This is a genomic window from Nocardioides speluncae (assembly GCF_003121585.1).
In the GTDB taxonomy this organism is placed as follows: domain Bacteria; phylum Actinomycetota; class Actinomycetes; order Propionibacteriales; family Nocardioidaceae; genus Nocardioides; species Nocardioides speluncae.
Genome location: NZ_QEOO01000046.1, coordinates 16394 through 39984, shown reverse-complemented (window position 1 = coordinate 39984; position 23591 = coordinate 16394). Strand labels below are relative to the sequence as shown.

25 protein-coding genes, 1 tRNA gene and 1 pseudogene are annotated in these 23591 nt (G+C 70.6%); 10 read left to right on the top strand and 17 right to left on the bottom strand.

What is annotated here, in order from left to right; genetic code table 11:
- Window positions 1-166: 166 nt before the first annotated feature.
- Both DDV73_RS24395 and DDV73_RS24390 read right to left on the bottom strand, forming a co-directional pair.
- Window positions 167-982, bottom strand: a complete 816-nt coding sequence (locus DDV73_RS24395) for an NAD(P)-dependent oxidoreductase (protein ID WP_109509881.1) — start codon at window positions 980-982, stop codon at window positions 167-169.
- Complete coding sequence (locus DDV73_RS24390) at window positions 979-1410, bottom strand: RidA family protein (protein ID WP_109509884.1); 432 nt, start codon at window positions 1408-1410, stop codon at window positions 979-981. Before DDV73_RS24390 ends, DDV73_RS24395 begins: the two co-directional genes overlap by 4 nt.
- A 94-nt stretch (window positions 1411-1504) precedes the next feature.
- On the opposite strand from DDV73_RS24390, the gene DDV73_RS24385 reads away from it, so the two are divergent.
- The 4 genes and pseudogenes from DDV73_RS24385 to DDV73_RS24370 all read left to right on the top strand — a co-directional run.
- Complete coding sequence (locus DDV73_RS24385; protein ID WP_161962526.1) at window positions 1505-2389, top strand: LysR family transcriptional regulator; 885 nt, start codon at window positions 1505-1507, stop codon at window positions 2387-2389.
- A gap of 53 nt (window positions 2390-2442) precedes the next feature.
- Window positions 2443-2524: transfer RNA gene (locus DDV73_RS24380), tRNA-Leu, on the top strand.
- Window positions 2525-2551: 27 nt separating this feature from the next.
- Window positions 2552-3310 carry a flagellar basal body-associated FliL family protein gene (locus DDV73_RS24375; protein ID WP_109509879.1) on the top strand — a complete coding sequence of 253 codons (759 nt, stop codon included), beginning with the start codon at window positions 2552-2554 and terminating at the stop codon, window positions 3308-3310.
- An 85-nt stretch (window positions 3311-3395) separates the two neighbouring features.
- A pseudogene (locus DDV73_RS24370) lies at window positions 3396-4301 on the top strand (bile acid:sodium symporter family protein); the annotation flags it as partial.
- Between the two features lie 11 nt (window positions 4302-4312).
- Here the strand turns inward: DDV73_RS24370 and DDV73_RS24365 are convergent.
- Window positions 4313-4972, bottom strand: coding sequence for a non-canonical purine NTP pyrophosphatase (locus DDV73_RS24365; protein WP_109509877.1), 660 nt, complete (start codon window positions 4970-4972; stop codon window positions 4313-4315).
- Complete coding sequence (gene rph, locus DDV73_RS24360; protein ID WP_109509876.1) at window positions 4969-5724, bottom strand: ribonuclease PH; 756 nt, start codon at window positions 5722-5724, stop codon at window positions 4969-4971. Before rph ends, DDV73_RS24365 begins: the two co-directional genes overlap by 4 nt.
- A gap of 83 nt (window positions 5725-5807) precedes the next feature.
- Between rph and DDV73_RS24355 the strand changes: the two genes are divergently transcribed.
- Both DDV73_RS24355 and DDV73_RS24350 read left to right on the top strand, forming a co-directional pair.
- Entirely contained in the window at window positions 5808-6335 is a 528-nt protein-coding gene (locus tag DDV73_RS24355; protein ID WP_109509875.1) for a SigE family RNA polymerase sigma factor, read from the top strand.
- Window positions 6332-6982 carry a hypothetical protein gene (locus DDV73_RS24350; protein WP_109509874.1) on the top strand — a complete coding sequence of 217 codons (651 nt, stop codon included), beginning with the start codon at window positions 6332-6334 and terminating at the stop codon, window positions 6980-6982. Before DDV73_RS24355 ends, DDV73_RS24350 begins: the two co-directional genes overlap by 4 nt.
- Here the strand turns inward: DDV73_RS24350 and DDV73_RS24345 are convergent.
- The 4 genes from DDV73_RS24345 to DDV73_RS24330 form a co-directional block, all read right to left on the bottom strand.
- Window positions 6979-7827 (bottom strand): SGNH/GDSL hydrolase family protein, encoded by an 849-nt coding sequence (locus DDV73_RS24345; RefSeq protein ID WP_109509873.1) that lies wholly within the window; start codon window positions 7825-7827, stop codon window positions 6979-6981. The genes DDV73_RS24350 and DDV73_RS24345 overlap by 4 nt on opposite strands.
- Before the next feature lie 164 nt (window positions 7828-7991).
- Entirely contained in the window at window positions 7992-8813 is an 822-nt protein-coding gene (locus DDV73_RS24340; RefSeq protein WP_240617455.1) for an ABC transporter permease, read from the bottom strand.
- The gene (locus DDV73_RS24335) at window positions 8813-9625 is read right to left on the bottom strand and encodes an ABC transporter permease (RefSeq protein ID WP_109509872.1); all 813 of its coding nucleotides are present in this window, start codon (window positions 9623-9625) and stop codon (window positions 8813-8815) included. Before DDV73_RS24335 ends, DDV73_RS24340 begins: the two co-directional genes overlap by 1 nt.
- Complete coding sequence (locus DDV73_RS24330) at window positions 9622-10527, bottom strand: ABC transporter ATP-binding protein (protein WP_206051074.1); 906 nt, start codon at window positions 10525-10527, stop codon at window positions 9622-9624. The genes DDV73_RS24335 and DDV73_RS24330 overlap by 4 nt, the downstream gene beginning before the upstream one ends.
- 132 nt (window positions 10528-10659) lie before the next feature.
- Here DDV73_RS24330 and DDV73_RS24325 point away from each other — a divergent pair, with 132 nt between their 5' ends.
- Together DDV73_RS24325 and DDV73_RS24320 are read left to right on the top strand one after the other, a co-directional pair.
- Complete coding sequence (locus DDV73_RS24325; protein ID WP_109509870.1) at window positions 10660-11823, top strand: sensor histidine kinase; 1164 nt, start codon at window positions 10660-10662, stop codon at window positions 11821-11823.
- Window positions 11820-12485: a response regulator gene (locus DDV73_RS24320; RefSeq protein WP_109509869.1), complete on the top strand. Its 666-nt coding sequence runs from the start codon at window positions 11820-11822 to the stop codon at window positions 12483-12485. Before DDV73_RS24325 ends, DDV73_RS24320 begins: the two co-directional genes overlap by 4 nt.
- 88 nt (window positions 12486-12573) lie before the next feature.
- Here DDV73_RS24320 and DDV73_RS24315 read toward each other — a convergent pair whose 3' ends face one another.
- Window positions 12574-13344 (bottom strand): MBL fold metallo-hydrolase, encoded by a 771-nt coding sequence (locus DDV73_RS24315; RefSeq protein ID WP_109509868.1) that lies wholly within the window; start codon window positions 13342-13344, stop codon window positions 12574-12576.
- Entirely contained in the window at window positions 13341-14168 is an 828-nt protein-coding gene (murI, locus tag DDV73_RS24310) for a glutamate racemase (RefSeq protein WP_109509867.1), read from the bottom strand. The genes DDV73_RS24315 and murI overlap by 4 nt, the downstream gene beginning before the upstream one ends.
- 122 nt (window positions 14169-14290) lie before the next feature.
- Here murI and DDV73_RS24305 point away from each other — a divergent pair, with 122 nt between their 5' ends.
- Together DDV73_RS24305 and DDV73_RS24300 are read left to right on the top strand one after the other, a co-directional pair.
- Complete coding sequence (locus tag DDV73_RS24305; RefSeq protein ID WP_109509866.1) at window positions 14291-15595, top strand: pyroglutamyl peptidase; 1305 nt, start codon at window positions 14291-14293, stop codon at window positions 15593-15595.
- Between the two features lie 44 nt (window positions 15596-15639).
- Window positions 15640-16647: an alkaline phosphatase family protein gene (locus tag DDV73_RS24300; RefSeq protein WP_109509865.1), complete on the top strand. Its 1008-nt coding sequence runs from the start codon at window positions 15640-15642 to the stop codon at window positions 16645-16647.
- Between the two features lie 5 nt (window positions 16648-16652).
- Here the strand turns inward: DDV73_RS24300 and DDV73_RS24295 are convergent, their stop codons facing one another.
- From DDV73_RS24295 to DDV73_RS24265, 7 genes are all read right to left on the bottom strand, one after another.
- The gene (locus DDV73_RS24295) at window positions 16653-17123 is read right to left on the bottom strand and encodes a hypothetical protein (protein WP_154402893.1); all 471 of its coding nucleotides are present in this window, start codon (window positions 17121-17123) and stop codon (window positions 16653-16655) included.
- 3 nt (window positions 17124-17126) lie between these two features.
- The gene (locus DDV73_RS28930; protein ID WP_154402892.1) at window positions 17127-19787 is read right to left on the bottom strand and encodes a thrombospondin type 3 repeat-containing protein; all 2661 of its coding nucleotides are present in this window, start codon (window positions 19785-19787) and stop codon (window positions 17127-17129) included.
- Window positions 19788-19914: 127 nt separating this feature from the next.
- A complete protein-coding gene (locus DDV73_RS24285; protein ID WP_109509862.1) occupies window positions 19915-20886 on the bottom strand; it encodes a LuxR C-terminal-related transcriptional regulator in 972 nt (323 codons plus the stop codon).
- Window positions 20887-20894: 8 nt separating this feature from the next.
- Entirely contained in the window at window positions 20895-21887 is a 993-nt protein-coding gene (locus DDV73_RS24280; protein ID WP_109509861.1) for a helix-turn-helix domain-containing protein, read from the bottom strand.
- A gap of 20 nt (window positions 21888-21907) precedes the next feature.
- Window positions 21908-22855 (bottom strand): PLP-dependent cysteine synthase family protein, encoded by a 948-nt coding sequence (locus DDV73_RS24275; protein WP_109509860.1) that lies wholly within the window; start codon window positions 22853-22855, stop codon window positions 21908-21910.
- A 6-nt stretch (window positions 22856-22861) separates the two neighbouring features.
- Complete coding sequence (locus DDV73_RS24270) at window positions 22862-23134, bottom strand: MoaD/ThiS family protein (protein ID WP_109509859.1); 273 nt, start codon at window positions 23132-23134, stop codon at window positions 22862-22864.
- On the bottom strand, window positions 23131-23577 hold the full coding sequence (locus DDV73_RS24265; RefSeq protein WP_109509858.1) for a M67 family metallopeptidase: 447 nt from the start codon (window positions 23575-23577) through the stop codon (window positions 23131-23133). The genes DDV73_RS24270 and DDV73_RS24265 overlap by 4 nt, the downstream gene beginning before the upstream one ends.
- Window positions 23578-23591 lie beyond the last annotated feature (14 nt).

Genomic DNA, 23591 nt, shown 5'->3' with positions numbered 1-23591 from the left:
CGAACTCAACGACAGGCCCCGCAAACGCCTCGACTACGCTCGCCCCTCAGAGGCCATCCAAGACCTCTTGTTGCGTTGACCGCCCGAACTCGCCCTAGGTACCTAGTGAAACTGTCCTGGCCCGTCGGAAACTTCCAACGGGCCGGGACAGTTTCGGACGGGCAAGTCAGCCGCTAGGCGCCATCAGGGCGGAGATGTCGGACTCACCTGCACCGGTGTCCCGTGCTTCGACCGCCCGCAGCGCCGCCGCGCGGACGACGGGGAGGTCGGCTTCGGCGAGGACCAGTTCCAGGTCCTTGGCGACGGCGGCCACGGTGAAGTCGCCGCCGTCGTGGTCGCCGGTCTCGAGCCGCTCCCGCTTGGCGGTGACCAGCTTGCTGAAGTGCCCGGCGGCGAGTACGTCGAGCACGGCGGCTTGCGGTAGGCCGAGCCGGTCGCCGAGCGTGAGTGCGTCACGAACCCCGGCGGCCGCGACGCCTAGGGTGGAGTTTGCGACCAGTTTGAGCCCGGTCGCGGTGCCCAGCTCACCGGCGTGCCGGACTTCGCCGGCGAACGCGCCCAGCACCTCCCCCGCCGCCGCGACGTCGGCCTCGCTCCCGCCCGCGAGGACCAGCAGCGTGCCTCCCTGGACGGCCGGCACCGAGCCCAGTACCGGCGCCTCGACGTAGCGCAGCCCGGCGGCAGCGGCGGTGCCGGCGAACTCCACGGACTCGGCCGGCGCGATCGTGGCCACGTTGATCACCAACGTGTCCGGAGCCGCGTCGAGGGTGGCCAGCACGTCCCGGCTGGCCGGCCCGTCCAGCAGTGCGAGGAGTACGGCGTCGGCGCCGCGCGCGGCCTCGGCCGGCGTCGTACCAGCCGCAGCGCCGGCCACCGACCGCCCAGGCGAGCGGTTCCAGGTCGCGACGTCGTGACCGGCGGCGACCAGCCGCTCGGCCATCGCCGTACCCATCCGGCCGAGCCCGCAGACCGCGACCTTCATCGCGCGGCCTCGGAGCCGACCTCGCGGTCGAACGGGACGACGGCGAGCGCCTCGACCTCGAGCAGGAACTCGGGCTGGAAGAGCGCGCCAACCTGGACCGCGGTGCTGGCAGGGCGGTTCTCGTCCTCGATGGCGGCGATCCGGATCTCGCGCAGGGTCACGATGTCGGCCATGTCGGCGAGGTAGTAGTTCAGCTTGATCACGTCGAGGAAGGTGGCGCCCGCGGCGGCCAGGCTGAGCCGCAGGTTCTCGAAGACCTGCTCGGCCTGCTTGCGGAAGTCGCCCGCACCGACGAGGTTGCCGTCGGTGTCCCGGGAGACCTGGCCGGCGATGGCGACGATCCGTCCCTCGCCGACGACGCAGTTGCTGTACCCGGCGGCCTCGAAGACGCCTTCGGGCGCGTGATGACGCGTGATGTGTGAGGTCATGCGACAAGTCTGCAAGGTGTCCTGGCACGCGGCAAGCGCATCTATCGCATGCATCAGATGCGCATTCCGCATGACGGTGGATAGCCTGGGCGGCATGCAGACCACCGCCCTCCGCACCCTGGTCGAGGTGGCGCGGCTCGGCAGCATCAGTGCCGCCGCGGACACGCTCGGCTACACCCAATCCGCCGTCTCACGGCAGGTCCAGGCACTGGAGGCGGACACCGGCGCCCAACTGCTGGAGAGACTCCCCCGCGGGGTCCGGCTGACGTCGGCCGGCGAGGCGGTCGAGCGGCACGCGCGGGTGATCCTGCGCGAGGTCACCCGGCTTGCCGAGGCGGTCGCGGAGCCGGCCGCCGCGACCGCAACGCTGTCGGTCGGCGCCGTACCGTCCGCCGCCGCCGCACTGCTGCCGACGGTGTCGCACCGGCTGCGCCGGCATCACCCGGAGGTGCGGCTGCGGTTCGTCGAGGGCTTCACGCCCGACCTCGTCGGCCGGGTGGCCCGCGGTGAGCTCGACCTGGCGGTGGTCACCGACTACCCGCCCGGCCTGCCCTCCGCGGCGGGCGTGGTCCTTCACCACCTCGCCGACGACGAGGTCCTGGTCGGGATGCCGGCCGGCCACCGGCTGGCCGGGCCGACCCGCCGGGTCCGGCTCGACAGGTACGCCGACGACGACTGGGTCGAGGACTACCGCGGGTCCGCGCGGACCCTGGTCGAGGCCTGCGCCCGGGCCGGCTTCAGCCCGCGGATCGAGCACGAGTGCGGCGGCTGGACCGGCAAGCTCGGCCTGATCGCCGCCGGCGCCGGGGTCGGGATCGTGCCCGGCCTGATGGCCGGCTCGGTGCGCGCCGACGTCGTGTGCCGGCCGCTGGTGGATCCGCCGGTGCGCGGTGTGTACGCCGCCGTTCACGACGCCTCGGCCGGACTGCCGGTCGTGGCGGCGATGCTCGACGAGCTCACGGCGTGGCTGACCCCCTGAGAGTCCGATATCAGGCACGGAGATCAGGGGGCACGCACTAGGATCGCGGTGCAGCCGGAGTGGTGGAATTGGCAGACACGCAGGTTTTAGGTACCTGTGCCCTCGGGCGTGGGGGTTCAAGTCCCCCCTCCGGCACGCAGTCACCGAGGAGGAGCGCGCAACATGTCCCAGCAGCCGCCGTACGGCGAGAATCCCTACGGACCGTCGGCCTACGGCAATCCGCAGTACGGCTCGTCGCCCTACGGCACCCCTCCGGACTACCCGACCGCCCAGTACGGCGCCCCCCCGCCGCAGCCGCCCAAGAAGAAGGCCGGGCTGATCATCTTCCTCGTCGTCGGCGCGCTGCTGATCGCCGGCGGCGTCCTGGCCACCGTGCTGATCCTGGCCAGCCGCGATGACGACGACAAGGCCCAAGAGGGCTCGGACGACCCCACCAGCAGCGAGTCCGAGAACGCGCCGGACGACGGCCCGGGCGTGGACGGCGCCGGCTACACCTATGCGCTTCCCGAGGACTGGAACGACGTCACCGAGGACGCCCTCAGTGGCGACGTCCCCGGCACCGTCGACACAGTCTCGGCCTGGGGCAAGAAGCTCACCGGCGGCCGCGCCAACGTCATCGTGGAGACCGGCTCCGCCGGCAGCACCGAGGACGAGGAGGACCTGCGCGAGGACTGGGAGACCAACATGGCCTCCTCCAGCGGCGTCACCCCCGAGGAGATCGACGGCACCGAGATCGACGGCGAGGACGCGATCGGCGCCAAGATGGAGCAGACCACCGACAGCGGCGTCGACATCGTGCAGATCGCGTACCTGGTGATCGTCGACGGCACCCAGTACTCCATCGGGCTCAGCGCCAAGCAGGGCGACGACGACGCACAGGACCGGTTCGAGGAGATCCTCGGCAGCTGGAGCTGGGAGTAGGCCCGGGTCACAACCCGCGCCGGCCCAACTTGGTCAATTGAACAACGTGCCGAGATGACCTTCCCGAGGACCTCACCCAGGCCCTAGAGTCCGCGCCATGGATTCAGCGCTCACCACGATCGGGCTGCCGATCGCCCTTGCCTTCATCATGTTCGGACTCGGGCTCGATCTGACGGTTGACGACTTCAAGCGGGTCGGCAAGAACCCGAAGGCAGTCGTGGTGGCGCTGACCTGCCAGCTGCTCGTGCTACCGGCGGTCTGCTTCGGGCTGGTGAAGCTGTTCGATCTGCCGCCCCTGTTGGCGATCGGCATGATGCTGCTCGCCTCGTCGCCCGGCGGCACCACCGCCAACCTGTTCAGCCACCTGTTCCGCGGTGACGTCGCGCTCAACATCTCCCTGACTGCTGTCAACTCGCTCTTAGCGCTGATCACGCTGCCGCTGATCACCAACTTCGCGATCGACCACTTCGACCAGGGCGACTCGGTGTCACTGCCGTTCAACGAGGTCGTCCAGGTGTTCGCGATCGTGCTGATCCCGGTGGCGATCGGCATGTACGTCCACAACCGCGCGCCTGGCTTCTCCGCACGGATGGATAAGCCGGTCCGAATCGGTTCGGCGATCATCTTGGCCGTCCTGGTGCTCGGGATCATGGTCAGCGAGCGCGACAACATCGTCGACTACCTCGCCGACGTCGGCGTGGTCGCCGCCCTCTTCTGTGCGCTGAGCCTGCTGACCGGCTACTTCGTGCCGAAGGCGTTCGGCGTCACCGAGCGGCAGGCGATCGCGTCGTCGATGGAGATCGGCGTCCACAACGGAACGCTCGCGATCTTCGTCGCCGTCGAGGTGCTCGACAGCACCGAGGCGTCGGTCCCGGCCGCGGTCTACTCGGTGATCATGTTCATCTTCGCCGCTGCCTGGGGCTACACGATCAGCCGCCGGATCCACCGCGACATCGCCGCGGCCGACGAGGCTCCGACGGCCGAGGTCTAGTGCCGCGAGGGCTAGAGACCGGTCAGCACGTCGCCGACCAGCGGCGCGATCTCGCGCAGAGCGCGGCCGCGGTGCGAGATCTTGTCCTTCTCCTCGGCGGACAGCTGGGCGGAGGTCAGGCCGGCGCCGTGGTCGACCCCGGAGTGCTCCTCGGCGACGAAGAGCACGTCGTACCCGAAGCCGCCGTCGCCGCGCATCTCCCGGATCACCCGGCCCGGCATCTTCCCGTGTACGACGTGCTCGGACAGGCCGCCGGCGCCGACTGGGTAGCAGAACGCCACCGCGCACTCGAAGTGCGCACCCCGCCGCTCCTCCGGTACGTCGGTCAGCTGGGCCAGCAGCAGCTCGTTGTTGAGCTCGTCGGTCAGGTCCTTCTGGTCGGGCAGCGGCGGGCCGCTCCAGCGGGCAGACAGCACGCCCGGCATCCCGTTCAGTGCGTCCACGCACAGGCCGCTGTCGTCGGCCAGCGACGGAAGTCCGGTCGCGGCGACGCCGGCTCGTGCCTTCAGCAGGGCGTTGCCCTCGAAGGTCGGCTGGTCCTCGACCGGCTCGTCGTACGCGTCGACGTCGTCGAGGCCGAGCACCTCGATGTCGGGCGCGTGCTCGGCCAGGATCCGCTGCATCTCCTCCAGCTTCTTGACGTTGCGGGAGGCGAGGAAGACCTTGCTCACTGCCCCGCCCCCGCCCCGGCCAGCGCCTCGGCCTGCAACCGGGTCAGGTCGGCGCAGCCCTTCTCGGCCAGGGTGAGCAGCGCGTCCAGCTCGTCCCGGTCGAAGGCGGCGCCCTCGGCGGTGCCCTGCACCTCGACGTACTTCCCGGCGCCGGTCATCACCACGTTCATGTCGGTCTCGGCGCGCACGTCCTCCTCGTAGGGAAGGTCGAGCCGTGGCACCCCGTCGATGATGCCGACGCTGATCGCGGCGACCGAGCCGGTGAGCGGCTCACCGGTCAGCGCGCCGGCACCGCGCAGGTGCGCGACCGCGTCGGCGAGCGCGACGTAGGCGCCGGTGATCGCGGCGGTACGGGTGCCGCCGTCGGCCTGGAGTACGTCGCAGTCGAGCACGATCGTGTTCTCGCCGAGCGCCTTGTAGTCGATCACCGCGCGCAGCGACCGGCCGATCAGCCGGGAGATCTCGTGGGTGCGGCCGCCGATCCGGCCCTTGACCGACTCGCGGTCCGAGCGGGTGTTGGTGGAGGCGGGGAGCATGGCGTACTCCGCGGTGACCCAGCCGAGGCCGGAGCCCTTGCGCCACCTCGGCACGCCTTCGGTGGCCGACGCCGCGCAGAGCACCCGGGTGCGGCCGAACTCGACCAGGACCGAACCGGCGGCGTGGTCCAGCCAGTTGCGGGTGATTTTCACCGGGCGGAGCTCGTCGTCGGCTCGCCCGTCTGCGCGCGGCGCAGCGGTGGAAGTGCTCGTCATGCGGAGGAGACTAATGCCGAACCGCCCCATGTCGGGCAACCGGGCGCGGCTTCAACCCCGTCAAGGGGGTGTGAGGAGACCACATGAGAGCAACTGACCGCGACGCGGAGTTCGTCGAGTTCGTCGCCGAGCACCGACCGGTCCTGATGCAGGCCGCCCGGCTGTTGACCGCCGGAGACCACGCGCAGGCCGAGGACCTCGTCCAGACGACCCTGACCAAGCTCTACGTGCAGTGGCCGAAGGTACGCCGCAGCGACAACCCCGTGGGCTACGCCCGCCGCTCGCTCACCCACGTCTTCATCGACGAGGGCCGGCGAGCGTTCCGGAGCCGGGAACGGGTGGTCGCCGAGCCGCCCGCACCTGATGCGCGCCGCGAGGAGCAGGTCGCCGACGACCACGAGCTGCGGGCGTCGGTGCTCGACGCCCTCGGCGGGCTTCCACCGCGGCAGCGCGCGGCCGTCGTACTCCGGCACTGGTTCGACCTGGACGTCGACCAGACCGCCCGCATCCTCAACTGCAGCACCGGCACCGTGAAGTCGCAGACCGCCAAGGCGCTGCGCCACCTGCGTGCCAGCCTCGAGCCCGCCGTCACCTTGAAGGAGATCCCGTGAACGACACCGACCTGAACGACCTGCTCCACACCGCCGGCCGGACCGACGGCACCGACTCCTTCGACGCCCGCGCCGACCTCGCCCGCGGCCGCCGGGCACTGGCCCGGATCCGGCGGCGCCGGGTCGCCGGCGGCGTACTCGGGCTGGCCGTGGCCGGCGTCATCGGCACCACCGCGGTCCGCGAGTACGCCGGCGACGACACCCCCACGGCAAGGCAGGAGCAGCAGTCCTCGTCGGGCGTCGAGGCGGTCCGGCTGGTCAGCCAGCCGCTGGATGCCGGGAGCTACCGGTTCGGCAAGGTGCCGGACGGGTGGTCGGTGCAGGGCGAGAACGCCTTCCGAGTCACCATCGCCAAGGACGGCGATCCCGACACCCACCCGGACAGCTTCATCGGCAAGCTGGTGATCATGCTGGACAGCAACGCGCCGGCTGGCGACGAGGTGACCCACCACAACGGGCGCGAGTTCTGGGTCAACAGCGATGGCGGCGGCGACCACACCTCGATCAGCACCCTGACCCGGGACGGCGAGCCCGCGGGCACGATCCTGGTGCAGTTCCCCAACGACGCCGGGTGGGCAAAGCTGACGATGCTGGAGTTCCTGGACAGCGTCGAGGTGCTGGAGGGCGCCCAGCCCAGCGTGGGCTAGCCGATCGGGTCGAGTGCGGTGGTCGGCCTTGCTGGCTGAGCGGGCGCCTTGATAGGTGCCCGGCGCGGCTGTGGGGCGACCACCGACCTGGCCTCCGACAGCGCCATCCGGGCCGCCCACGGGCCGAGGTCACGGGCCCGGCGGCCGACCCACGGTGCACCTTCGGTAACCATCCAGGCCAGATCGGAGCGCCAGCTGGGCTCGTAGCCGCCGTCGCGCTCGGCCGACGGCGGCTCGAACACGATCCCCCGCTCCGCGAGCATGTCGGTGTAGACCCGGGCCAGGGCGCGATGGCCGAGCTCGGACGGGTGCAGCCGGTCGATCGACCAGAACTCCCGCGTCCACACCTCCGGCCGCATATCGAGGTCGATGCACAGTGAGCCGAAGCGCGCGTTGATCTCGTCGTACGCCTCGTTGACCGCCTCGATCCGCTGCCACATCGGCCGGCGCAGGAAGCCCGGCAACCCGAAGATCCGGCCGTGGTCGTGGAAGCGGGCGGTCAGCAGCACCGCACCCAGGTCGTGCATGGTCTCCGCGCAGTGGAGCAGGTCGCGGCGGATCCGCACCGGGTCCCAGTTGGACCGCATCGTGTCGTTGACCCCGACGATCAGGCTGACCACGTCGGGCTGGTGGGCAACGGCGTCGGCCAGCTGCTCGTGCCGCACCGACAGCGCGGTGGCGCCGGTCGCCGAGAGGTTGCAGTAGGACACGTCGTACGACGTACGCATGGCGTCGGCGAGCAGCTTCGCCCACCCGCGCCAGCCCCCGGGAACCGGGTCGCCCACGCCGTAGGTGGTGCTGTCGCCGAGCGCCGCGAAGCGGAGGTAACCGGTACCAGCGGTCATGGCACACAGCGTGGCGGCCTCGCGTACGTCGCGCCCGCGTCGCGGTGACGTGTCCCGGAACGTTGGGAGAACGCCGGGGACCGCGAGCGCAGCGAGCTTGGTCTCCGGAACGGGCCATCAGCCCGCCGAAGGCGGCCCACGCCTTCGACGGGCCGAAGGCCCAGTTACTTCACCTCGGCCCGCAGCACCCGCCAGATGCCGATCGCCAGCGGCAGCCCAAGCCAGAAGGCACCCGAGACCAGGAGGTGCGCGAAGTCCTCCCCATCCATGTTCGTCATCTCGTAGAGCGGCCCCTGCGCCGTCTGGAAGTCGATCCACGGCAGCAGGTCCTCGAACCAGCCGATCAGCGCCGCGCCGATCGCGAACAGCGTCGGCAGGATCCACTTGTAGGCGAAGAAGGCGACGATCGCGGCCGGGGAGTTCAGCAGCAGCGTCGCCAGCGCGAAGCCGCCCAGCATCGCCAGCGACTGGGTGATCACGAAGCCGGTGAGGCCCTCCCAGCCGAAGCGCCAGGCCATCTCGCCCTCCATCGCGCCGTACAGCAGGTTGACGACGGCACCGACCACGAGCGCGAACGCAATGATCACGAAGGTCCAGGCGAGTCCCGCGACCATCTTCGCCATGATCACCCGTAACCGGTGCGGGGACAGCGCGAACGTGGTCATCCCGGTGCGCTGGCTCCACTCGCTGGTGACCAGCAGGATCCCGAGGACCGGCAGTAGCACGCTGGTGACGAACGCGATCGCCGCCACGAAGTCCTCGTAGGCGAACTCGACGTTGTCGTTGACGACACCGACGATCGTCATGATCGCCAGCGTGATCACGGCCAGGATGCCCATCGACATCAGCAGCCAGAAGCCCGAACGGGTGTCGTAGGACTTGCGCAGCTCCACGCCGACCAGCCGCAGGAACGGCGGGTTCCTCGTCTGGGAGACGTCGAGCGTCATCGGCTCCTGGAACTCGTCCTTGGTCAGTACAGCGCTCATCACTTGACCTCTGCCCGGAGCACTCGCCACAGGCCGATCGCAAGCGGCAGCACCAGCCAGATCAGCGAGGTCACGACCAGCTGGGCGGCGTCGTTCTTCGCCCACTCCCACTCGCCGAGCGGCAGCTGGGCGTCACCGAAGTCGACCCAGGGCTGGATGTCGTTGATCCACCCGACCAGCTCGGCGCCGATCGCGAACAGCGTCGGCAGCACGAAGCTGTAGACGAAGTAGACGACGATCGCACCGGGCGTGTTGAGCAGCAGCGCCGCCAGCGCGAAGCCGGTCAGCACGCCGAGGACCTGCAGGATCGCGAAGCCGGCGAGTCGCTCCACGCCGAAGTCCCAGTCGGCCGTGCCACCGAAGGCGCCGAACAGCGCATTGGCGACCGTGCCGAGGACCAGGGCGACCGCGACCGACGCGATCGCGATGGCGACCACGCAGGCCAGCTTCGCCGCGATGATCCGCCAGCGGTGCGGCTCCAGCGTGAACGTCACCATCGCGGTGCGCTGCCCCCACTCGCTGGTGAGCGAGAGGATGCCGAGGATCGGCAGCAGCAAGCCGATGGAGTACGTCGTGCCGGCGATGAAGTCGGCGTACTTGATGTTGATGTCCTGGGTCAGCCCCACGATCAGCTGGATCGTCATCACGATCGCGGTGAGCGCAGCCATGCTGATCACCAGCCACAGCCCGGCCCGGGTGTCCATCATCTTGCGCAGCTCGACACTCACCAGCCGCAGGAACGGCGGATGCTTGGTGTGCGAGGTATCGAGGGCCGGCAGCTCGTGCCCGCCCTTGGTGAGTACGGCGCTCATGCCGGCGCCACCTGCCCGAAGTCCTCGCGCTGGGTGTCGGCGGTGAGCTCGAGGAACATGTCCTCCAGGCCACCGTCGGCCGGACGAAGCTCGATCAGGGTCACGCTGTTGGCGGCTGCGATCTTGCCGACCTGCAGCGCCTCGGCGTCGACCCGGTAGCCGTCGCCGACCGGGGCCGGGTGCAGGCCGCTGGCCACGAGCGCGTCGAGCAGCTGCTCGACCTCGACGGCCTTGAAGAACGTGCCGGTGGACTGCAGCAGCTCGGCCGGGGTGCCCTCGGCGACGATCTTGCCGCGGCCGATCATGATGATGTCGTCCGCGATCTGCTCGACCTCGTTGAGCAGGTGGCTGGACAGCAGCACGGTGCCGCCGCGGTCGGCGTACCCCTTGAGCAGGCCGCGCATCCAGCGGATGCCGGCCGGGTCGAGGCCGTTGGCCGGCTCGTCGAGGATCAGCACCGACGGGTCACCGAGCAGCGCGTGCGCGATGCCCAGGCGCTGCCGCATACCGAGCGAGTAGTTGCGGACCCGGCGCTTGCCCTCGGCGCCGGACAGGCTCACGAGCTCAAGCATCTCGTCGACCCGCGACATCGGCAGACCCATGGTCTTGGCGCCGATGGTGAGCACCTCGCGGCCGGTGCGGCCGGCGTGCTGCGCGGATGCGTCGAGCAGGACGCCGACGTGGCGCCCCGGGTTGGGAATGTCGTGGTACTTGTGTCCCCCGATGGTGGTCTGACCATGGGTGGCGGGCGTCAGGCCCACCATCACGCGCATGGTCGTGGTCTTGCCGGCGCCGTTGGGTCCGAGGAATCCGGTCACCCGCCCTGGGCGGCAGACGAAGCTGATGTCGTCGACGGCCGTAAAGGCGCCGTACTTCCTAGTGAGGTTCTCGACTTTGATCACGGGAGCAACTCTGCCCGAGCCCTGCGAATGTGGCATTGGTCTGCGGGCGTGTCGCTGGGCAGACCAAAGTAGGGGCCGGCTGCCACCTGTGGCCTCATGTGCCGGGCGCCGCGAGGGCCCTAGCCTGTGCCTGTGGATCGACCGGAGCCCCAGGACTACCAGCCGCGGCTGACGTGGTGGCGGCATACCTGGCGGATGCTGCTCACGGTGTCCATCAGCCTGCTGGCCTGGGCGCCGATCGCGCAGGCGCAGTGGCGCCAGGACCCGCGGCTCCTCTGGGCCGATCTCGCGCTCGGCGCGATGGCGTACGTCGCGGTGTTCTGGCGGCGGCGGTGGCCGGTGCCGATCGCGATCTCGACCAACGCGGTCTCCATGCTCTCCGGGATCGCGGCAGGTCCGGCAACGCTGGCCGCCGTGTCCATGGCCACTCACCGGCGCTGGCGGCACCTGATCGTGCTGGCTCTGGTCGTGGTCGGGTCGTCGACCGGGTTCGCGATCATCCAGCCCAACGTCGACGACACGCCGCTCTGGCTCAACATGGTCATCTCCATCGTGTTCACCGCGGCTGCGCTCGGCTGGGGGATGTACATCGGCTCCCGCCGCGAGCTGATCGAGACCCTGCACCAGCGGGCCGAGCGGGCGGAGACCGAGCAGGAGTTCCGGGTCAGCCAGGCCCGCGCCAACGAGCGCGCCCGGATCGCGCGCGAGATGCACGACGTACTCGCGCACCGGATCTCGCAGGTCTCGATGCACGCCGGCGCGCTGGCGTTCCGCGACGACCTCGACGCCGACCAGATGCGCAGCAGCGCCGGGATCATCCAGGAGAAGGCCAACGAGGCGCTGACCGACCTGCGTGCCGTCCTCGGCGTACTCCGCGATCCGGCCACCGGCGAGCTGCGCAACCAGCCGCAGCCGACCATGGCCGACGTGCCCGCGCTGGTCGAGGAGGCGCGCGACTCCGGCATGAACGTGGAGTACGACGACCTGCTGGGCGACACGACCGGGATGCCGGACGTGATCGGGCGGACGGTCTATCGGATCGTGCAGGAGGGCCTCACCAACGCCCGCAAGCACGCACCCGGCGCCCTGGTCGAGGTCCGGGTCAGCGGCACCCCTGAAGCCGGCGTCGACGTACTGCTCCGCAACCCGATGGGATTCGGCCACCCGGCGCCGCCGCGGTCCGGCCTGGGCCTGATCGGGCTCGCCGAGCGCGCCGCGCTCAACGGAGGTCGGCTCGAACACACCCGCGACGGCTCCACCTTCGTGCTGCACGGCTGGATACCGTGGGCGGTATGACCTCGGGCTCGACCATCCGTGTCCTCGTCGTGGACGACGACCCACTCGTCCGATCGGCACTCGGGCTGATGCTCGGCGGGCAACCCGACCTCGCGGTTGTCGGCGAGGCCGAGAACGGCCGCGACGGCGTGGCCAAGGCCGCCGAGCTCCGGGCCGACGTCGTACTCATGGACATCCGGATGCCGGTGTTGGACGGCCTGGAGGCGACCAAGCAGCTGCACTCCGCGCCCAACCCGCCGCGGGTGATCGTGCTGACCACGTTCGACGCCGACGACTACGTGGTCGGCGCGCTGGCGGCCGGGGCCGACGGCTTCGTGCTCAAGGACACCCCGCCCGCCGAGATCGTGGCCGCGATCCGCAAGGTCGCCGACGGCGAGCCGATGCTGTCGCCGTCCGCGACCGCCACCCTGATCCGCCGGGTCCGCACCGACGCCAGCGCCGACCGGGCCGCGACAGCCGAGGCCAAGCTGTCGTCGCTGACCGAGCGGGAACGCGAGGTCGCCATCGCCGTCGGCCGTGGCCTCAGCAACGCCGAGATCGCCAAGGAGCTGTTCCTCTCGGTGCCGACCGTGAAGGCCCACGTCTCGAAGCTGTTCGAGAAGCTGCACGCCACCAACCGGGTCCAGATCGCCATGTGCGTCCACGACGCCGGCCTGGTCTGAGCGCTAGGCCGGGATAGTCCAGAACGTTTGACATCACTTTGCGCCCGAAAATGATGTCAAACGTTCTGGACTATCCGGGCGCTGCGCCTCAGAGGTCGTAGGTTGCGCCGGTGCGGGCGAGGTCGATCGGGCCGGTGTACGCCGCGCGGGCCTCGCCGTAGGGGATCTGGGGGTCGTGCCAGGCGGGGATGTGGGTGAGGACGAGGCGGCCGACTCCGCCGCGGGTGGCGGTCTCGCCGCACTCGCGGCCGGTGAGGTGCAGATCGGCGGGGTTGTCGTGGCCCTCGAGGAACGACGCCTCGGCCAGCAGCAGGTCGGCGCCGGCGGCCGCACGCTCCAGCCCCTTGCAGGCGCCGGTGTCGCCGGAGTAGGCGAGCACGCCACCGCCGGCCGAGATCCGGAAGCCGTACGCCGGCACCGGGTGCACGACCGGGATCGGCTCGACCGAGAACGGGCCGAGCCGGATCGGGCCGGGCGGCGCCTCGTCGTACTCGCGGAAGTCGAAGACCTCGGTCATACCCGGACCCGGCTCCAGGTCGTAGGCGCGGGTGATCCGACCCTCGACCCCGACCGGCCCCCACACCGGGATCCGCGACTGCTGCCCGTCCGGGTGGTAGCGGCGCAGCACGTAGTAGCCACACAGGTCGACGCAGTGGTCGGGATGCAGATGGCTGAGGAACACCGCGTCGATCGCGAGCGGGTCGACGTACCGGTGCAGCACGCCGAGGGCGCCGTTGCCGAGGTCGAGCAGGATCCGCCAGGTGCGCCCGTCGGGCCCCTCAGCCTCGAGCAGGTAGCAGCTGGCGGGCGAGTCCGGTCCAGGGTAGGAGCCCGAGGAGCCGATCACGGTGAGCTTCATGCCAGCCCCTCCCCCGCCAACCCGCCGGCGAACTGGCTGGCGACCGCGAGCTCGGGGCCGAGGAACCGGCGCCCGATCGACTCGAAGTCGCCAGGCTGGCCCGTGGTCAGGAAGGTGTACGACGGGGCGCCGCGCTGCTCGTCGTCCGGGGCCATCAGCTCGCTGCGGACCAGGAGCTTGTAGACGTCCTTGGCGCACTCCTCGGCACTGCTGACCAGCGTGACCTGGTCACCCATCACGTAGGAGATGACGCCGGTGAGCAGCGGGTAGTGGGTGCAGCCCAGGATCAGGGTGTCGACGCCGGCCGAGACCAGCGGGTCGAGGTACTCGTGGGCGACCTTCACCAGGTCGTCACCGCCGGTCACGCCCTGCTCGACGAACGGCACGAACCGCGGACATGCCTGGGTCAGCAGGGTGACGTGCGGCGCCGCGGCGAAGGCGTCGTCGTAGGCCATCGACTCGGCGGTGGCCTCAGTGCAGATGACGCCGATCCGCCCGGTGCGGCTGGCCGCGACCGCGCGCCGGGTGGCGGGCAGGATCACCTCGACCACGGGTACGTCGTACCGCTCCCGCGCGTCGCGCAGCATCGCCGCACTCGCCGAGTTGCAGGCGATCACCAGCGCCTTCACTCCCCGGTCGACGAGATGGTCGAGACACTCCAGCGCGTACTCGCGGACCTCGCCGATCGGCTTCTCGCCGTAGGGCTGCCGGGCGGTGTCGCCGACGTACAGGATCGACTCGTGGGGCAGCTGGTCGATGACCGAGCGCGCCACGGTGAGTCCACCGAAGCCCGAGTCGAAGATGCCGATTGGTGCGTCTGCCACGAAAGGAGAGGCTAGACGTATCCGGCCCTCACCCGCGCGCGATAGCGACTGAGGTCACCTGAGACGGCCGCCACGTGCACCCATTACGCTGCGAGGACCCTGCCCTCGGAAGGACTCCACCCATGCGCCTCCGCTTCCTGCGGCCCGCGATCGCGGCCACCGCACTCGCCCTGATGATCCCCACCTCCGCCGCCACTGCAGCACCCGAGCCGGACGGCCTCTCCTGCCTCGACCCGGCCGTCACCGGCAATGTCGAGGAGCAGCTCGTCGACCGGCCACAGCCACAGGAGCTCATCGAGCGCGGTGGGTACGCCGGCCGCACGCCCGCCTTCACGACCGCGCTCTGCCGCGCGAGCGACCTGCCTGCCGCCCGCGCGGTGGTGCGCTCCCACGCGGCCAAGTTGTGGGAGTTCGCGGTCGACCGCGCCCAGGGCCGCGTGGTGGCCGGCGACCTGTCCGCGGGCGACGACCGGCCGCTGTACTGGACCCGGCTCCAGATCACCCGCGCGCTGCGCCAGTACACCCCGTCCTTCGCCCTGACTCCTGAGTCCCGGGCCCTGTTGATCACCGACGTCGACCGGATCTCCCGCGGCCAGGACGACATCCGGTTCTCGCAGAGCCGTCGGGTCAAGCGAGTGCTGATCAGCGGCTTCGATCCGTTCCTACTGCCGCAGAAGATCACCAACAGCAACCCGTCCGGCGCCGGTGCGCTCGCCCTCGACGGCCACACGGTCAGTACGCCGGCCGGCCGGGCCCGGATCGAGGCGGTGCTGCTGCCGGTGCGCTGGCGCGACTTCGCCGACGGCATGGTCGAGCGCAGCTTCGCGCCGTACCTGCGCCAGGTCGATCTCTTCTCCACCACCAGCCAGGGCCGGGTCGGCAGGTTCGACCTGGAGGTCAACAACGGCGTCTGGCGCGGTGGCTTCATCGACAACGAGGGCGTCTGCTACCGCGGCCGGGCGCTGGTCAGGGAAGGCTTCCCGACCGTCACCCCGCAGCCCGAGTGGACCCGCTCGACCCTGCCGTTCGCGGCGATGACGCCGGTCCAGGGCGCCTTCCCGGTCGTCGAGAACCACAGGGTCGTCGAGGTACCCGGGGACACACCGGAGGAGCCGGTCACGGTGACCTGTCCGGCAGCCCCGAGCCCGGGTACGGCGCAGCCCAACGGGCCGACCCCTGGCTCCCAGGCGCGTCAAGGTGGCGGCGGCAACTACCTGTCGAACGAGAGCGCCTACCGCGCCACGCTGGTGCGCGACGCGCTCGGCCTGCACGACCTGCCCGGCGGCCACATCCACACGCCGGTGCTGGAGGGCCTCGGCGACCCCGCCGTCGAGATCACCAACCCGACGTTCGAGGCCAACCGCACCGCGATCGCCGACCAGGTCCGCAAGCTCCTGATCGCGGCCGTGGGTTCACTGGCCGACTAGGAGGACTTCACGCCGAGGTCACGCCGCCACGCGACCGTGGCGGTGTGACCCTCGCGCGTACGGCGGCAGCAGTCGCACTCACGGTCGCGGTCGGCCTGACCATGCCGACCGTGGGTCTCGACCCTGTCGCTGCCCGACCTACTCGACCGGCGGGTCCAGTGCGGCACGTGCTCGCGATCTCGGTCGACGGGCTGCGGCCCGCCACGCTGGAGCGGCTCGGCGCCACGCGTGCCCCGGCGTACCACCGGATGCTGCGCGAGGGCGCCGGCACCCTCAACGCCCGCTCGGCGGTCGAGCGCACCACCACGCTGCCCAACCACACCGGCATGCTGACCGGGCGGCCGGTCGCCCGTGCGCGCGGCGGCCACGGAGTGGCCGAGAACAACGACGGCGGCGGCACCGTGCACGCCGCCGCCGGCGAGCACGTCGGGTCGGTCTTCGACGTGGTGGCGGCGAGCGGCGGCCGGACCGCGCTGTTCACGGCAAAGGACAAGTTCGCGCTCTTCCGGCGCAGCTGGGGCCGCTCGATCGACCGGTTCCACGTCGACGAGGACAACGCCGCGCTGGTCCGGGCGGTGCGGACCGAGCTGGTCACCCGGCCGCGACGGCTCACCTTCCTGCACCTGTCGCTGCCGGACCGCGCCGGCCATGCCCACGGCTTCACCTCGGCCGCCTACGTGGCCGCGGTGCGGCGTACCGACCGGCTGCTCGGCTCGCTGCTGGCGACGGTACGGCGGCACGCCTGGCTCCGCGACCACCTCGTGGTGGTGCTGACCGCCGACCACGGCGGTACGACTCACGGCCACACCGATGCCGCGGCGCTGAGCAACTACCGGGTGCCGTTCCTGACCTGGGGCGCCGGTGTCTCGAGGGGCCGCGACCTGTACGGCCTCAACCCCGAACTGGACCGCCCCGGCACTCGTCGGCCGGGCTACACCGGCGACCAGCCGGTCCGCAACGGCGACCTGGCGAACCTGGTGTGCGACGTACTCGGACTGCCGTCGGTCCGTGGCAGCCAGCTCAACGCCGGCCAGCGGCTCGACCTGCGCTGATCAGCTCAGCCCACCGCGTCCTGGCAGGCGGCCAGCGCCGCGTCGAGCGCGACCTGCCACCGGGCCGGACCACCCCGGTGCCCGGCGGTGTGCAGTGCCTGCACCGCCTGGTCCATCTCGGCGAACTCGGGCTCGGACCGGGCCGCGCGCGCGGACTCGATGATCGCCCGGTCGAGCAGGAGCACCGCGGCGGCGTACCGCGCGCCGGTGCTCACCGTCGTCGCCTCCTCTGCCTTGTCGGTCAGGTCGCAGGCCGCGGCAGCGTAGCCACGGGCCCCGGTCTCCCGCTCCTCGTGGGCGGACTGGTTGGTGGCGACCACGATCGCGACGAACCCGATGCTTGCGACCAGGAGTGCGCCGAACGCGACCCGCCTGCGCTTGCCGTGGTCGGACGCCGCCGCCGTGGCCGCGGCGGCCCGCTTGCGCGGGTCGCCGCTGGCCCGGGTGGCACTTGCGCCGCGTCCCATCCGCGTCACGGCCTATCCGAGGATGCCCCGCGGGCGGCCTGGGTAGGACCGCGGGTCATACGGGTCGGTCCCGTGAGCCTGCTCCTTGGAGTTGGAGTGGCCGTCACCGTCGATGTCGTTGTCGCAGACGTTGCCCTTGCCGTCGCGGTCGAGGTCCGCCTGGTCGGGGTTGGGCTGCTTGACACAGTTGTCGCGGCTGTCGGCGACACCGTCACCATCGCGGTCGACGCCGGGAGCGGTGTGGACGACGGTACGGCGGTCGGTCGCGATGACCTCACCGTCGTCCTCCCACTCGATCCGCAGCTCGTGCGAACCGGTCGGGACGGTGACGTCGATCGCGAAGGTGTCGAGCTCGTCGCTCGTGTCGACGTCCTGGCTGGCGGCGAGCGTGCCGTCGACGTACACCTTGACGTGCTCGGTCGCCGGGATCGGGCAGCCGTCGGCGCCGTTGCCGGGCTCGTTCGGGCACAGGTCGTAGCGGTCGGCCACGCCGTCGCCGTCGGTGTCCGGGCAACCGGTCGGCGCCGGCCCGACCACCGACGGGCAGCGGTCCTCACCGTCCGGCACCCCGTCTCCGTCGCCATCGCCGGAGACGCTCGCCAGCGTGGCGGTGAGGGTGTACGTCGTGCTGGGCACGCCCACGACGAGGTACGGGTCGACCTCGATATTGAGCTGGCCCTGGACGTTCTCGAGGAGCAGCCGCTCGGGCTGGCCGCTCGAGGCTGCCGAACCGGTTGCCGCACCCGTCGCGTACAGGTCGAGGTCGCTGGCGTCGCCCCAGCCGAGCAACAGCTCCACGTCGCTGCGCTCGGGAACGTTCAGGGTGAACGTGTGACGATTGCCGGTCACCACCCCCAGCGAGGTGCTGGCCGCCGTGAACGTGTTGCCCCCGGTCCGCTCCAGGACGATCGTCTCCAGGACGCTCCCGGCGGCCGAGTCTCCGGAGCCCGTGGTGGTCCCGGAACCGGGCGCCGCCGCGGCCGTCGTACCCGCGGGCGCGGCGACGCCCACCCACCCGGCGTCAGGAGCGCGATCGTCGGTCACGATCGTCCAGATCTTGTTCGGCGTGGTGAAGCCGGAGAGCGCGAACACGTCGTACGGCGCGGTCACCTTGGCGTTCGCCAGATAGCTCCGCGGGATGTGGAACGTCACCGTGTTCGCGGACGCGTCCCAGCTCGACCAGTCGCTCGGCACGATCTGCTCCATCGAGTGGTCGGCGGTGATCACACCGGCCTCGCCAACCTTGGAGTCGAACTGCCGGCCGTCGATGCTGATGCTGTACTGCGGGAGGCTGGGGACGCCGCTCGGCCAGAGCTTCTTCACCCTGACGGTGGCCGTGACCTCGAGGGCTGAGACCTCGACCTGGATGTTCTCGATGTCGCTGAGGTCGGACGTCGCGTCACCCCCGGGGTCGTCGTACGACGCCGTGGGCGAGGTCGGCGGCGCGTCGATCGGCCGTCGCTCGACCGTGCCGCTGACCTGGACCCGCCCGTCGGAGGTCTCCGCACCATGATCGGGCGTGGCCACGTTGAGGACCGGATGGTGGGTGTCCACCGGCTCCGGCGTCCAGTCGGTCCGCTCCCCGGGCAGCAAGCCGAGGTCGGGCTGTGGGCAGTCCCAGACCGACCCCGTCGAGGAGGCGTAGAGGTGGTGGTCGGGGTGCTGCACCTGGAAGGAGTTGGTCCCGTCGCCCGCGACGTCGTTGGGCTCGAGCTTGTCCGCCTCGGTGACCGCGCCGTTGCCGTCGACGTCGAGGTAGTTGCTCATCCGGGTTGCGAACGCCTCCACGTTGAGCGTCGAGACGCACTTGTTCTGCCCGGGCGGGTCGTAGCTGTAGGCCATGATGTCGTTCGTCGGCACCGGCCCCCACGCGCCTTCGGCGCCGTCGCCCACGTGGCCCAGCGTCAGGCAGTGGCCGGTCTCGTGCAGCACCAGGTCGAACAGCGAGAAGGCATCCGTCGTACCCGGCACGGGATCGACAGCGCCGTTGACGGAGAAGCAGACGTTGCCGCCCGCGCCGCCGCAGTCCTCGACGTAGATGCCGCCGCCGTCACCGTGGTGGCCGTCGTAGCCGGGCATGCCCTCCCAGGTCTCCATCGAGAACGGGTTGGGGATGCTGTGGCACGGCACGCCGTTCTCATCGAGAATGCCGAGCTCCTTGGTCAGCCACAGCGGGTCCGCGCCGATGCCCGCACCGCCGACCGGGTTGGTCGCGATGATCACGATCTCGGGGTCGTAGAGCGGGAAGGTGCTGACCTCCTCGCCCTCGACCAGGCTGACGATGCTGGGCGAGATGCGGAAGTCCACACCGTCGCGAAGCCAGTCCAGGCCCATCTCGTCGGCCAGGTAGTGGATGCCACCTTCCCAGGCCTCGGCTGCCTGCCGCACGATCCGCAGGTCGCGCTCGGCTGTCGGCGAGGCCGGCACCAGCACCGCCACGTCGACCTTGGGCGAGTCCAGGGCGTTGAGACCGACCTTCGCGTGGTAGCAGGTATTGGCGGGGTTCTCCCGGCTCATGTCCTTGATGCACCCGGGCGGCAGGTTGCCGTCACCGAAGAACGGGCCGACGTACTCGTCGGACGGACTTGCCTGCGCGAGCGGCGTCATCATCGACGCCGCCCCCAGGATCGACATCATCGCGACCAGCAACGAAAGCAGAAGAGACAGACGCACGCGCACAGGCGTTCCTTTCGCTCGCAGCCCCGGACGTGGATCGACGACCGGGCGACTACTTGTGGCGGCACACTAGACACTGACACTGTCCAAGCGTGGCCACTGGCCGCATCCGGCCAGCGGTATCTCAGAGCCAGCCCCGTCCGGCGGCACGAACTCCCGCAGCGAACCTCGAGTCGACCCGGAGCTCGTCCATCAGGTCCTTGATCCGGCGGCGCACCGTCCTCTGGCTCACCCCGAGGTGGTGGGCAATGGCGACCTCGGTCATGCCCGCGGCCAACAGGTGGGCCAGCTGCCGGAGATCGCCCTCCGAGGTGCCGGCCAGCAGCAGCTCGTCGTCGGTCTGCGGCTTCAGCTCGGCGGCGTGTTCCCAGACCGAATCGAACAACGCCAGCAACGAGTCGAACAGCACCGAGCGACGGACGATGATGGTCGCCTCGGGAGTCTCGTCACCGGCGTGCAGCAGGGGCAGCATCGCCCATTCGCGGTCGATGAGCGCGAGCTTGAGCGGCACCCGTGCCACCCGCCCCTGCTCCCCCGCCGCGATGCCCTGCAGGATCCGGCGCACGTGGTCGGGCTCCTCCAGCAGCGACCGGTCGAAGACGGTCCGCAGGCGCAGACCCGCCTTCAGCCGGACCGCCTGCCGGCTCGTCGTCTCGTTGATGTCCGCGGCGTACGGCGGCCGGTCGAAGACCGCGATCTCCTCGCGAGCGCTGCTGATGACCTGCAGGAACAGCTGGCGGACCGAGCCCTCGCCCGAGACGATCTCCACCAGCTCGCTGGGGTCGTCGCCCTGCGTGACGCGCCGGACGCGGGCCGCCAGCTCCGCCGTACTGGTCCGCACCGCCTGGAGCGCACTCATCTGCTGGGCGATCAGTACCTCGATGGCGTACTCGGGAGGCGCGACCACGAACTCCTGCTCGGGACCCGCCAGCCGGCGCAACAGGCCCTTCTCCACCAGCGTGTCCAAGGCCTGGCGCAGCAGCTCGGGCTTGTCGGGACTTTCGGCGATCACCGCGGTGAGTGACATCCGGCCGCGGCTGACCAGCATCTCGTAGGTGTGTTCCTCGATCCTGCTGAGCCCCACCGCCTCGAGCACGGGGGCTCCTAGAGCCAGCCGTGGCGGGTCGCCTGGGCGCCCAGCTGGAACCGGCTCTGAGCGCCGAGCATCTCCTGCAGCCGGGCGACGCGGCGGGCGACGGTGCGCTCGCTGACGCCAAGCTCGCGGGCGATCGACTCGTCGGTGAGGCCGACGCTCAGCATCACCAGCAGCTGGCGCGAGTCCTCGGTGATCTGGTCCTTGCCGCGGTCGGCGGTGAGCGCGGTCGGCAGCGAGACGCTCATCGTCCACAGCGACTCGAACAGCGCGTGAAGCGCGTCGTACAGAGGCGAGCGGTGGACCAGCAGTCCGTGCAGTCGCTCCGGGCCGTCGGCAGAGGTGACCATGATCAGGAACCGGTCGCCGATGACGAGGTTCAGCGGGATGTCGGGGAAGACCCGGGCCTGCTCGCCGTGGTCGATGCAGATCTGCATCGCCCGCAGCCCGGCCGGGTTCTTGAGGATCTGGGCGCCGTACACGGCGCGGATGCTGACTCCGCGGGCCAGGGCGTCGAGCAGGCCGTCGGCGACCTCGGGCTCCAGGTCGGCGTCTCCGAGCGGTCCGTGGGACAGACCGAGGATCTCCTTCTCGGCCTCGTCCATGATCCGCTCCGAGGCCTCCTGTACGGCGGCCGTGGTGGTCAGCAGCTCGACGTACGCCGGGGCGTCGACGTGGGCGTTCCAGACCCGGGCCAGCGCCTCGGCCGACTCCCGGGCGAGCGATGCCTCACGGGCGCGGCGCTCGGCCATCGACTCCAGCGCGGGGCGCGGCGGGTAGGCGGCGACGAGGTCCCCGATCATCTGCACCAGGCCCATGGTGAGCAGGTCACCGACGGCGCCCACGACCGTGGCCTCGTCGAGCGAGACCGACTCCTGCAGGTCCTCGACCGACTCGGAGACGCCGGTGACCAGGCGCAGGTAGACCGTGGCGGCGGCAGGCGAGAGCCCCAGTGCCTGCAGGAGCTGCACCGGTGGCGTCGAATCCGCCTCGTACGTCCTCAACTCACACCCTCACACCGCACTCATGCCCAGAGCTGACCCTCCAGCCGGTCCTCCGCCTCGTCGATCGTGCCTTCATAGGCACCGGTCGACAAGTACTTCCAGCCGCCATCTGCGACCACGAACGCAATCTCGGCCCGCTCCCCCATTTTGACCGCTTTTGCGGCTTGTGCGAGCGCGGCGTGCAAAATGGCCCCCGTCGAGACTCCGGCGAAGATTCCCTCCAGCTCCAGCAGCTCCCGCACCCGGCGTACGGCGTCGCGCGGGCCGACCGAGAACCGGGCGTCGATCAGCGACGCGTCGTACAACTCCGGCACGAAGCCCTCGTCGAGGTTGCGCAGGCCGTAGACGAGCTCGCCGTACCGCGGCTCGGCGGCGACGATCCGCACCTCGGGCTTGGCCCGCCGGAAGAACCGGGACGCGCCCATCAGGGTGCCGGTGGTGCCGAGACCGGCCACGAAGTGGGTGATCTCGGGGAGGTCGGCGAGGATCTCGGGGGCGGTGCCCTCCTCGTGGGCAAGGGCGTTGGCGTCATTGCCGTACTGGTAGAGCATCACCCAGTCGGGGTGCTCCTCCGCGATCTTCTTGGCGACCCGGACCGCCTCGTTGGAGCCGCCCGCGGCGGGCGAGGACACGATCTCCGCGCCCCACATCCGCAGTAGCACCCGGCGCTCCTCCGAGGTGTTCTCGGGCATCACGCAGACCAGCCGGTAGCCCTTGAGCTTGGCGGCCATCGCCAGCGAGATCCCGGTGTTGCCGGACGTCGGCTCCAGGATCGTGCAGCCGGCGCGGAGCACGCCGTCCTTCTCCGCCCGCTCGATCATCTTCAGCGCGGGCCGGTCCTTGATCGAGCCGGTCGGGTTGCGGTCCTCGAGCTTGGCCCAGATCCGGACGTCAGGACTCGGCGAGATCCGCGGCAGGCCGACCAGCGGCGTACCGCCGACCGACTGGAGCAGATCGTCGTACCTCATGGCGGGCTAACCCCCGGCGACAGCAGGGAGTACGACGACCTGGTCGCCGTCGCTGAGCTCGGCCTCAAGGCCGCCGATGAAGCGGACGTCCTCGTCGTTGATGTAGACGTTGACGAACCGGCGCAGGTCCTCGCCCTCGAGCAGCCGCTCGCGCAGACCCGGGTGGTTGCCCTCCAGGTTGTCGATCAGCGCGGCGAGGGTGGCGCCCTCGCCGTCGACCGCCTTCTTGCCGTCGGTGTAGGTGCGCAGGATGGTCGGGATCCGGACCTCGATGGTCATGACGCTTCACTCTCCGTGTCAGTGGTGTCGACGACCGCGACCTCTTCCTCGGTCACCTTGCCGTCGACGATTCTGTACGACCGAAACTCGACCGGGCCGTCGTTATTCCCATGCTCGCGGGTGCTGACCAGCACGTAGTGGGCATTGGGCTCGCTGGCCAGGCCGATGTCGGTGCGGCTCGGGTAGGCCTCGGTCGCGGTGTGGGAGTGGTAGACCACGACCGGCTCCTCGTCGCGCGCGTCCATGTCCTTGTAGAGGTGCAGCAGCTCGGTCGAGTCGAACTCGTAGAAGGTCGGGCTGCCGGCCGCGTTGACCATCGGCACGAACCGCTCCGGGCGGTCGCTGCCCTCGGGACCGGCCACCACGCCACACGCCTCGTCGGGGTGGTCCCGCTTGGCGTGGGCAATGATCGCGTCGTACGTCGATCGGTCGATGGTCAGCACGCCTCAAGCGTAGG